At 70.0% G+C, this 6,529-nt stretch carries 5 protein-coding genes and 1 pseudogene; 1 reads left to right on the forward strand and 5 read right to left on the reverse strand.

What is annotated here, in order from left to right; all coding sequences use genetic code 11:
- Positions 1–573, reverse strand: a pseudogene (locus FPZ41_RS49200) (hypothetical protein); the annotation flags it as partial.
- 313 nt (positions 574–886) lie between these two features.
- Between FPZ41_RS49200 and gcl the strand changes: the two are divergent.
- Positions 887–2,626: a glyoxylate carboligase gene (gcl, locus tag FPZ41_RS43760; protein WP_152870153.1), complete on the forward strand. Its 1,740-nt coding sequence runs from the start codon at positions 887–889 to the stop codon at positions 2,624–2,626.
- A 55-nt stretch (positions 2,627–2,681) separates the two neighbouring features.
- On the opposite strand, the gene FPZ41_RS43765 is transcribed toward gcl, so the two are convergent.
- The 4 genes from FPZ41_RS43765 to FPZ41_RS43780 all read right to left on the reverse strand — a co-directional run.
- On the reverse strand, positions 2,682–3,227 hold the full coding sequence (locus FPZ41_RS43765; RefSeq protein ID WP_322621498.1) for a TetR/AcrR family transcriptional regulator: 546 nt from the start codon (positions 3,225–3,227) through the stop codon (positions 2,682–2,684).
- Between the two features lie 113 nt (positions 3,228–3,340).
- The gene (locus tag FPZ41_RS43770) at positions 3,341–4,573 is read right to left on the reverse strand and encodes a multicopper oxidase family protein (protein WP_322621499.1); all 1,233 of its coding nucleotides are present in this window, start codon (positions 4,571–4,573) and stop codon (positions 3,341–3,343) included.
- 135 nt (positions 4,574–4,708) lie between these two features.
- Positions 4,709–5,056, reverse strand: a complete 348-nt coding sequence (locus tag FPZ41_RS43775; RefSeq protein ID WP_152870155.1) for a hypothetical protein — start codon at positions 5,054–5,056, stop codon at positions 4,709–4,711.
- A 582-nt stretch (positions 5,057–5,638) separates the two neighbouring features.
- A partial coding sequence (locus tag FPZ41_RS43780; RefSeq protein WP_228023412.1) for a 2-hydroxy-3-oxopropionate reductase occupies positions 5,639–6,529 on the reverse strand: 891 nt, incomplete at its 5' end.

The following is a 6,529-nucleotide window of genomic DNA, read 5'->3' on the forward strand; positions in this document are numbered from 1 at the left end:
GTCGGGGTCGGGGTCGGGCGAGGAAGGAACCCGGTCGGCCGAAGTACGGGCCGGCCGCCGGTTCGGGCCAGGGTCCGGGAGGCCGGGGTCGGCGGTGGACCTCGTACCGGTCTGCGCGTCGGACCGGTCGGCGGCGGGTGCGGTGTCGGTGTGCGAGCCGGACACGCCGGCCGTGTGTGCGGGGTCCGCGCTGGGACGGCCGGCCGGCGGGGCGACCTCGGTGTCCGAGTCGGAACCGTCGTCCGGGCCGGAGCCCTCAGAGGGAGCCCCGACCTCGCTGGCGTACGGCTCTCGCGTACGCGCTGGACGCAGGGTTCCCGCGACGGGTACGCGGAGGACGGTCCCGCAGGGGCAGCCCAGCTCGGGATGCGGCCACTGCTCGTCGCGGCCACAGGTCCCGCAACGGACGGAGACCCAGTCCTCCTCCCAGGTCCGGTGGGTGACGACGGTCGGGACGGCGAACCGGTTCAGCGGTGGACTGACGGGGGCACCGCACACGCACGGATAGGCCGGTGCCGCGTACCGGTGATCACGCCGACAGTCCGGACACCGCACCACGACGCTCTCGCCCATCACTCACCCCACCACCGCGCCCACTCGGCGCCGGAACAGCCCCTCCAACCCCTCCATCGTCCTCCAGCGAGGACCGCGCCGACACCCGAACGCGCGGAGAGACGGCCCCGATTCGCGCCCCGCACAGCGCTGTCACCCTTGACGGCCCTCACCCAGCACCCTAACTTGATTCCAGATAGTAGAAATCTTCTTCCGCATTACGGAAAAATGGAAAGTGGGCAAGGCTTACGGGGCTTGCTCGAAGGAAGAAACTCACGGTTCTCCGCGGGGCGCGACGGAGGCGCGAGTCCGACAGCCGAAGCAGGAGTACTCCATGGCTCGTATGACCGCTGCCCGCGCGGCAGTCGAGATCCTGAAGCGCGAGGGCGTCCGTGACGCGTTCGGTGTCCCGGGCGCGGCGATCAACCCGTTCTACGCGGCGCTCAAGGCCTCCGGCGGGATCACCCACACCCTCGCCCGCCACGTCGAGGGCGCCTCGCACATGGCGGAGGGCTACACCCGCACCCACCCCGGCAACATCGGCGTCTGTATCGGTACGTCCGGACCGGCCGGCACCGACATGATCACCGGGCTCTACTCCGCGACCGGCGACTCCGTCCCGATCCTCTGCGTCACGGGCCAGGCTCCCACCGCCGTGATCCACAAGGAGGACTTCCAGGCCGTCGACATCGCGGCCATCGCCGGGCCGGTCACCAAGATGGCCGTCACCGTGCTGGAGGCCGCGCAGGTCCCCGGTGTCTTCCAGCAGGCCTTCCACCTCATGCGCTCAGGCCGTCCTGGGCCCGTCCTCGTCGACCTGCCCGTCGACGTCCAGCTCACCGAGATCGAGTTCGACCCGGACACGTACGAGCCGCTGCCGGTCTACAAGCCGGCCGCCACCCGGCCCCAGATCGAGAAGGCCCTCACCCTGCTGGGCGACTCCGAGCGGCCGCTCATCGTCGCCGGTGGCGGTGTCATCAATGCCGACGCCTCCGAACTGCTGGTGGAATTCGCCGAGTTGACCGGCGTCCCGGTCGTCCCCACCCTCATGGGCTGGGGCGCCATCCCCGACGACCACGAGCTGAACGCCGGCATGGTGGGCCTGCAGACCTCGCACCGCTACGGCAACGCGACCTTCCTGGAGTCCGACTTCGTCCTCGGTATCGGCAACCGCTGGGCCAACCGGCACACCGGCAGGATCGACGTCTACACGGCCGGCCGGAAGTTCGTGCACGTCGACATCGAGCCCACCCAGATCGGCAGGATCTTCGCCCCCGACTACGGCATCACCTCCGACGCCAGGGCCGCACTGGAACTGTTCGTCGAGGTGGCAGGTGAGCTGAAGGCGGCGGGTGGGCTGCCCGACCGGTCCGGCTGGGCCGCCGCCGCACAGGAGAAGAAGGCCCGCCTCCGGCGCCGTACGCACTTCGACGACATCCCCATCAAGCCGCAGCGCGTGTACGAGGAGATGAACAAGGCGTTCGGGCCGGAGACCCGTTACGTCACCACCATCGGCCTCTCACAGATCGCCGGCGCCCAGATGCTGCACGTCTACCGGCCGCGCCACTGGATCAACTGCGGCCAGGCGGGCCCCCTCGGCTGGACCGTCCCGGCCGCGCTCGGCGTCGCCAAGGCCGACCCGGAGGCGTCCGTCGTCGCGCTCTCCGGCGACTACGACTTCCAGTTCATGATGGAGGAGCTGGCCGTCGGGGCGCAGCACAAGATCCCGTACGTCCATGTCCTGGTCAACAACGCCTACCTGGGCCTGATCCGCCAGGCACAGCGCGCCTTCGACATCGACTTCCAGGTCAATCTGGAGTTCGAGAACATCAACTCGCCCGAGCTGGGCGTCTACGGCGTCGACCACGTCAAGGTCGCCGAGGGCCTCGGCTGCAAGGCGATCCGCGTGACCGACCCGAACGAGCTCCGCTCCGCTTTTGAGCAGGCCAAGAAGCTGGCCGCGGAACACCAGGTCCCGGTCGTCGTCGAGGCGATCCTGGAGCGCGTCACCAACATCTCCATGTCCACGACCAACGACATCAGCAACGTCGTCGAGTTCGAGGAGAGTGCCTGACGGAGGGGAGAGCGCCTGATGGAGGAGAACGCCTGATGGGTGACAGAGCGTCTGGTCACTCGGACTTGTCGCTCTTCCCCTTGTCGCTCTCCCCTTCGGTCAGCTCGGTCAGCCGGTGCCGCAGGGCCTCCATGACGGGCGCCGGCAGCTGAACCCCGCTGGTGGCCTCCAGCAGCCACAGGCCGTCGGCGGCGAGCCGCGCGACCAGCAAGTCGATGTCCTGCGGTTCGGCGGATACGGGAGGCGCCGCCCAGCGACTGATGCGGTCGTCCCAGACGGCGGCAAGCTCAGGGCTGGTCGCCGACTCGATCATGAAGGCGAGGTCGGCCTTGCTCGCCCTGCCCTGAGCACCCACCCGGGTGTACGCCGCCACGGCCTCCCGCGCGGTCGCTTCCTCCGGCGGTTTGCCCAGTTCTGCCTCGAGCAGCTCCTCCCACCTCCGGGGCAGATGCTTCTGAATGGCCACCAGCAGATCGTCCCGCGTGCGGAAGTGGTACATCAGTCCGCCCTTGGTCACGTCGGCCTCCTCGGCCGCCGACTCCAGGGTGAGGCCGGTGCTCCCGTCCCGTTCCGTCACACGGATCGCTGCATCCAGAATCACGTTCTTCTGACTCGGTCACATACTGTAACTATGCCGTCCAGACGGTTCAGTATCGAAGGCGGGACCAGGCGGGACCAGGCGGGATCACGGGATGTAGGCGGGATCGGGCGGGATCAGACGACGCGGAAGTTCGCCATCATCGCCATGTCCTCGTGCTCGAGGTTGTGGCAGTGGACCATGTACCGGCCCCGGTAGCCGTGGGAGCGGGCCAGCACGTCCACGGTCTCGTAGGGCCGTACGTCCACCGTGTCCTTCCAGCCCCGTTCGTGCGCCTCCGGCGCCCGGCCGTCCCGTGCCTCCACCTGGAAGTGGGCCAGGTGGAGGTGCACCGGATGGTGGAAGTCGCTGGTGAACCGCCACCGTTCGACCGTGCCCAGCCGCGGGGCGGCCAGGTCCCTGTCGACGGAGAAGCGGTGTCCGTTGACCGTCCAGGCGTGCGAGCCTCCGGAGCGGGTCAGGCGGAAGTCGAAGGTACGGACGGCCGCCACGCGCGCCCGGCCGAGCTGTTCGACGTCAACGAGCCGCGAAGGTATCCGTGACTCGTCGCGCGCCCTGCGCGCCACCCGGAACCGTATGACGTCCCTCATCCGTCCGTCGGCCAGGGTGTTGACGAGGAGCACCTCGGTACCGGGCTTCGAGCGCGAGAAGTCGACGACCACCTCGGCCCGTTCGGCGGGCGCCAGGGTGACCGCGTCCAGTTCCACGGGGCGGGCGAGCAGTCCGGCGTCGCTGCCGATCTGGGTGAGCGGTCCGCCCGGTTCGCGTGCGAGCCGGTAGCGGCGGGCGTTGGACGCGTTCAGTATGCGGAAGCGGTAGCGGACGGCGTCCACTTCCAGCTCCGGCCAGGGTGCTCCGTTGACGAGGGTGACATCGCCCATGACGCCGTCCATGTAGGCGTCCTCGACGCCGGGTTCGCCCTTGAGGGACGGGTCGAGGGAGGGATAGCGGAAGGAGCCGTCCTCGTCGAAGGCACGGTCGCAGATCATCAGGGGGAGGTCGCGTTCACCGGCCGACAGCGGCAGCCGTTCTTCCTCGTCGTCACGGACGAGGAAGAAGCCGGCGAGGCCGCGCCAGACCTGCGGGGCGCTGAAGTCCATACGGTGGTCGTGGTACCAGAGCGTCGCCGCCTGCTGGTCCATCGGGTAGTCGTACTCCTTGGTCAGGTCCGACACCTGCCAGACGTCCGCCGGCATGGGCGCCCCGCCGTGGCCGGAGTGCCCCGACGGCTGCCGCCAGCCCTTCGGTACGACGATGTCGGTCGGGTAGCCGTCGGAGCCGGGCGGAGTCACACCGCCGTGCAGGTGCGTGGAGGTGGGCGCGGGGAACCGCCCGTCGTAGCCCCACACTCGGGTGCGCAGCCCGGCAACAGTTACGGGTGAGGGGAGTCGGGCTGCTCTATGGGACTCGTGGCGGCCGGCGACGGCTTTCCGTACGCCGTCGCCCGGTGCGTCCGCCGAGGAGCAGGCGGCGGTGCCCAGTCGTCAGGGCGAGGTGAGATCCTCCGCGGCCGCGAGGAGCGTGGCTGCCGAGGTCTGGAGCCCTTCCAACTGGCCGAGTTCGGTGTCCTCGTGTTCGATGTTGACGGGGTCGGGATCGATCTTCGCCAGGGCGTCGAGGAAGTCGGCCCAGTAGGCGGTGTCGTGGCCGCGGCCGACGGCGACGAAGTTCCAGGGCGCGTCCTCGGGGAAGTGGTTGAGGACATAACGCCCGCCCAGGTTCAGGGTGTTCGGGTCACCCGGCGCGGGAGTGCGGAAGCGGTCGTCGAGGGCGCCGTGGAGCTTCATGTTCCGCTCGTTGACGCGTACGTCCTTGGCGGCCGCGTTGAACACCCGGTCGCCGAGGTGGTCGATGGCGACCAGAGGCTACATGCTCTGCCAGAACAGATGACCGGGGTCCATCTCGGCGCCGATCCCGGCTGGGCACCCGACAGTGAGGCACCAGGCCGGAGCCCCGGGAAACGCCCCGCGCCGACGGCGACTGCCGTGGCGGCGCGGGGCTCACCCCGCAGCGGTGGGACCTCGCTTACCGCGAGCCGCTTTGTCGCACCGCTGCTCATGGTTCCCCCGTTGCCCGTTTCCGGGCGTTCCCCCGTTGCCCTTCCCAGGGCGTTCCCCCGTTTCAAGGCCCGCCGCCCCCGTGCCGGCGGGCCTCATGTGCCGAGAATGTGCCCGCTCCCGGGGGCTGGTGAAGCCTCCGGGAGCGTCTTCAGAGCTTGATTTGAGGGTGGCGTAGACGGCCTACGCATACTGGCGTACGCGGGGACGTGCCGATGGGGTATGCCGACGAGCGTGCCGACAGGCGTCCCGGCGCGGGCTGCTGGTTCCGGGCGGCGTCGGCGCTTGGGCGCGACGGGACAGATGTCAGCGGCGGCGCCGCCCGGAAGTTCGGGGAGTCCGGGGAGGGTGCCGGCGTCAGACCTGTGCGCCGGAGAGGCGCTCCACGGCGCGCAGCAGGGCCGAGTGGTCCAGGTCGCCGTCGCCCTGGGCGCGAAGACTGGCGACGAGCTGGGCGACCACGGCGCCGACGGGGAGGGGGGCGCCCACAGTGCGGGCCGCGTCCGTCACGATGCCCATGTCCTTGTGGTGCAGGTCGATGCGGAAGCCCGGCTTGAAGTCGCGGTTCAGGAAGTTGTCCTTCTTCCGCGTCAGCACGGTGGAACCCGCGAGCCCGCCGCCCAGGACGTCGAGCGCCGCCGCGAGGTCGACGCCCGACTTCTCCAGGAAGACCACGGCCTCGGCGCAGGCCTGGATGTTCACGGCGACGATCAGCTGGTTCGCGGCCTTCACGGTCTGGCCCGAGCCGTGCGGGCCGCAGAGCACGACCGTCCGGCCGAGCGCCTCGAAGACCGGTTTCGCCGCGTCGAAGTCGGCCTGCTCGCCGCCGACCATGATGGACAGCACGGCTTCGATCGCACCGGCCTCACCGCCGGACACGGGGGCGTCGAGCACGCGTATGCCCTTGTCCCCGGCGGCCGCGGCCAGGTCGATCGACGTCTGCGGGGTGATGGAGGACATGTCGATCAGGAGGGCGCCCGGCCTGGCGTTCTCCAGGACGCCGTCCGGTCCGTACGCGACGGCCTCGACCTGCGGGGAGGCGGGCACCATCGTGATGATCACGTCGGCGTTCCGCACCGCCTCCGCCACGGACCCGGCCACGGTGCCTCCGGCGGCGGCCAGCCGGTCCAGCTTCTCCTGCTCCAGCGTGAAGCCGGTGACGTCGTAACCCGCTTTGATCAGGTTCTCGGACATGGGGGAGCCCATGATGCCGAGGCCGATCCAGGCAACCGCCGGGTGGGTCGGGTG

Source organism: Streptomyces acidicola (assembly GCF_009377235.1).
GTDB classification, from domain to species: Bacteria; Actinomycetota; Actinomycetes; order Streptomycetales; family Streptomycetaceae; genus Streptomyces; species Streptomyces acidicola.

Bases quoted from the DNA above. Each gene is read 5' to 3' on its own strand.
- gcl (WP_152870153.1), top strand. From the start codon at position 887: ATGGCTCGTATGACCGCTGCCCGCGCGGCAGTCGAGATCCTGAAGCGC.